The following is a 3,162-nucleotide window of genomic DNA, read 5'->3' as shown; positions in this document are numbered from 1 at the left end:
ACCAGGTGCGCACGGGCCTGTCGCGGATGGAGCGCGTGGTACGTGAACGCATGACCACGCAGGACGTGGAGGCGATCACACCGCAGACGCTGATCAACATCCGGCCCGTGGTCGCGGCGATCAAGGAGTTCTTCGGAACCTCCCAGCTGTCGCAGTTCATGGACCAGACCAACCCGTTGGCCGGGTTGACACACAAGCGCCGCCTGTCAGCGCTCGGCCCCGGCGGTCTGTCCCGGGAACGCGCCGGCATGGAAGTCCGTGACGTCCATCCCTCGCACTACGGCCGGATGTGCCCGATCGAAACGCCTGAGGGCCCGAACATCGGCCTGATCGGTTCGCTCGCGACGTTCGGGCGGATCAACGCGTTTGGCTTCGTTGAGACGCCGTACCGCAAGGTCCGCAACGGTAATGTCACCGACGAGGTCGTCTACCTCAGCGCGGATATCGAGGACCACAGCGTCATCGCACAGGCGAACGAGCCACTCGCCGAGGACGGCCGCTTCGCTCAGGAGCGCGTGCTCGTCCGTAAGCGTGGCGGTGAGGTCGAGCTTGTGACCGCCGAGGAAGTCGACTACATGGATGTGTCCCCGCGCCAGATGGTGTCGGTGGCGACCGCCATGATCCCGTTCCTGGAGCACGACGACTCCAACCGTGCGCTGATGGGTTCCAACATGCAGCGTCAGGCGGTGCCGTTGCTGCGAGCCGAGGCTCCGCTGGTCGGTACGGGTATGGAGTACCACGCTGCGGTCGACGCCGGCGAGGTGGTCGTTGCCGAGAAGGCAGGCGTCGTCTCGGAGGTGACGGCCGACTATGTCACCATCATGGCCGACGACGGCACGTACCAGACCTATCAGCTGGCGAAGTACCGTCGTTCCAACGCGGGCACGTGCATCAACCAGAAGCCGGTCGTGAACGAGGCCGATCGGGTGGAGGCCGGCGCGGTTCTGGCGGACGGCCCGTCCACTGATCACGGTGAGATGGCTCTGGGTAAGAACCTGCTCGTGGCGTTCATGTCCTGGGAGGGACAGAACTACGAGGACGCGATCCTGCTCTCTCAGCGGTTGATCGAGGAGGACGTGCTCACCTCGATCAAGATCGAGGAGCACGAGGTCGACGCTCGTGACACCAAGCTCGGGCCCGAGGAGATCACCCGGGATATCCCGAACGTCTCCGAGGACGTCTTGGCGGACCTCGACGAGCGAGGCATCATCAGGATCGGCGCCGAGGTCGGCAACGGAGACATCCTGGTCGGCAAGGTGACCCCCAAGGGTGAGACAGAGCTGACTCCGGAAGAGCGGTTGCTGCGGGCCATCTTCGGTGAGAAGGCACGTGAGGTCCGCGACACCTCGCTCAAGGTGCCGCACGGTGAGTCGGGGAAGGTCATCGGCGTCCGGCTGTTCGACCGTGACGAGGGCGACGAGCTGCCGCCTGGTGTCAACCAGCTGGTCCGCGTCTACATCGCTCAGATGCGCAAGATCCAGGACGGCGACAAGCTCGCCGGCCGGCACGGAAACAAGGGCGTCATCTCCAAGATCCTTCCGGTCGAGGACATGCCGTTCCTTGAGGACGGCACCCCGGTGGACATCGTGCTGAACCCGTTGGGCGTGCCGAGCCGGATGAACCTGGGACAGGTCCTGGAGACACACCTTGGTTGGGTCGCGAAGACCGGCTGGAAGGTCGAGGGCGACGACGAGGAGTGGAAGCAGCGGCTGCACGGTATCGGCGCGAGCGAGGCTCCGCCGGACAGCAACGTCGCCACACCGGTGTTCGACGGCGCTCGTGAGGACGAGATCGCAGGGCTGCTCGGTTCGACTCTGCGTAACCGTGATGGCGCGCAACTGATCGGTACCAGCGGTAAGGCCAAGCTGATCGACGGCCGTTCGGGTGAGCCGTTCCCGGACCCCGTATCTGTCGGCTACCTGTACATGCTCAAGCTCAACCACCACGTGGACGACAAGATCCACGCCCGTTCCACGGGGCCGTACTCGATGATCACGCAGCAGCCGCTGGGCGGTAAGGCACAGTTCGGTGGCCAGCGGTTCGGTGAGATGGAGGTGTGGGCGCTGCAGGCCTACGGCGCGGCCTACGCGCTGCGGGAACTGCTGACGATCAAGTCCGACGACATCCTTGGCCGGGTCAAGGTGTACGAGGCGATCGTCAAGGGCGAGAACATCCCCGAGGCGGGCATTCCTGAGTCATTCAAGGTACTGATCAAGGAGATGCAGTCCCTTTGCCTCAACGTGGAGGTTCTGTCGAGTGACGGCACACAGATCGAGATGCGCGACAGCGACGAGGATGTGTTCCGTGCCGCTGAAGAGCTAGGCATCGACCTGTCCCGGCGAGAGCCGAGCAGCGTCGAGGAGGTCTAAGGCGTGTCCTGTGGATCCATGGCTCTCGTTGTGCGGCACAGTCCGCTTGCGATAGCCGGGGATCTACAGGACTCTTCGCGCGAGACACGCGAGGTCGGCCCGCAAGGACGACGGCCTCGCCCAAACTCGTCTTTCGAAAACAGACTGATCTGAGAGAAGGATTCACGTGCTCGACGTCAACTTTTTCGACGAGCTACGCATTGGGCTCGCCACCGCGGAAGCAATCCGCGACTGGTCGCACGGCGAGGTCAAGAAGCCGGAGACCATCAACTACCGCACTCTGAAGCCGGAGAAGGACGGGCTCTTCTGCGAGAAGATCTTCGGTCCCACCCGTGACTGGGAATGCTACTGCGGCAAGTACAAGCGGGTGCGCTTCAAGGGCATTATCTGCGAGCGCTGTGGCGTCGAGGTGACGCGCGCGAAGGTGCGCCGCGAGCGGATGGGGCACATCGAGCTCGCCGCGCCGGTGACCCACATCTGGTACTTCAAGGGAGTCCCGTCCCGTCTGGGCTATCTGCTGGACTTGGCGCCGAAGGACCTGGAGAAGGTCATCTACTTCGCCGCCTACATGATCACCTGGGTCGACGAGGATGCGCGGCACCGGGACCTCTCCTCGCTCGAGGGGCAGATCGACGTCGAGCGCAAGCAGATCGAGCAGCGCAAGGACGCGGACATCGAGACCCGGGCGAAGAAGCTCGAGTCCGACCTCGCCGAGCTCGAGGCCGAGGGGGCCAAGGGTGACGTTCGCCGGAAGGTGAAGGAGTCGGCCGAGCGTGAGATGAGCCAGCTGCGC

At 64.2% G+C, this 3,162-nt stretch carries 1 protein-coding gene and 1 pseudogene; both read left to right on the top strand.

The features are described from left to right. Positions 1–2,369 (top strand): DNA-directed RNA polymerase subunit beta (gene rpoB / locus ELR45_RS09290; RefSeq protein ID WP_240759367.1); only part of this gene is annotated, 2,369 nt, incomplete at its 5' end. Between the two features lie 166 nt (positions 2,370–2,535). After that, a pseudogene (locus ELR45_RS40655) lies at positions 2,536–3,162 on the top strand (DNA-directed RNA polymerase subunit beta'); the annotation flags it as partial.

The sequence above is a fragment of the Phytoactinopolyspora endophytica genome, from assembly GCF_004138495.1.
GTDB classification, from domain to species: domain Bacteria; phylum Actinomycetota; class Actinomycetes; order Jiangellales; family Jiangellaceae; genus Phytoactinopolyspora; species Phytoactinopolyspora endophytica.
This window is presented reverse-complemented; position numbering and strand designations above follow the sequence as displayed.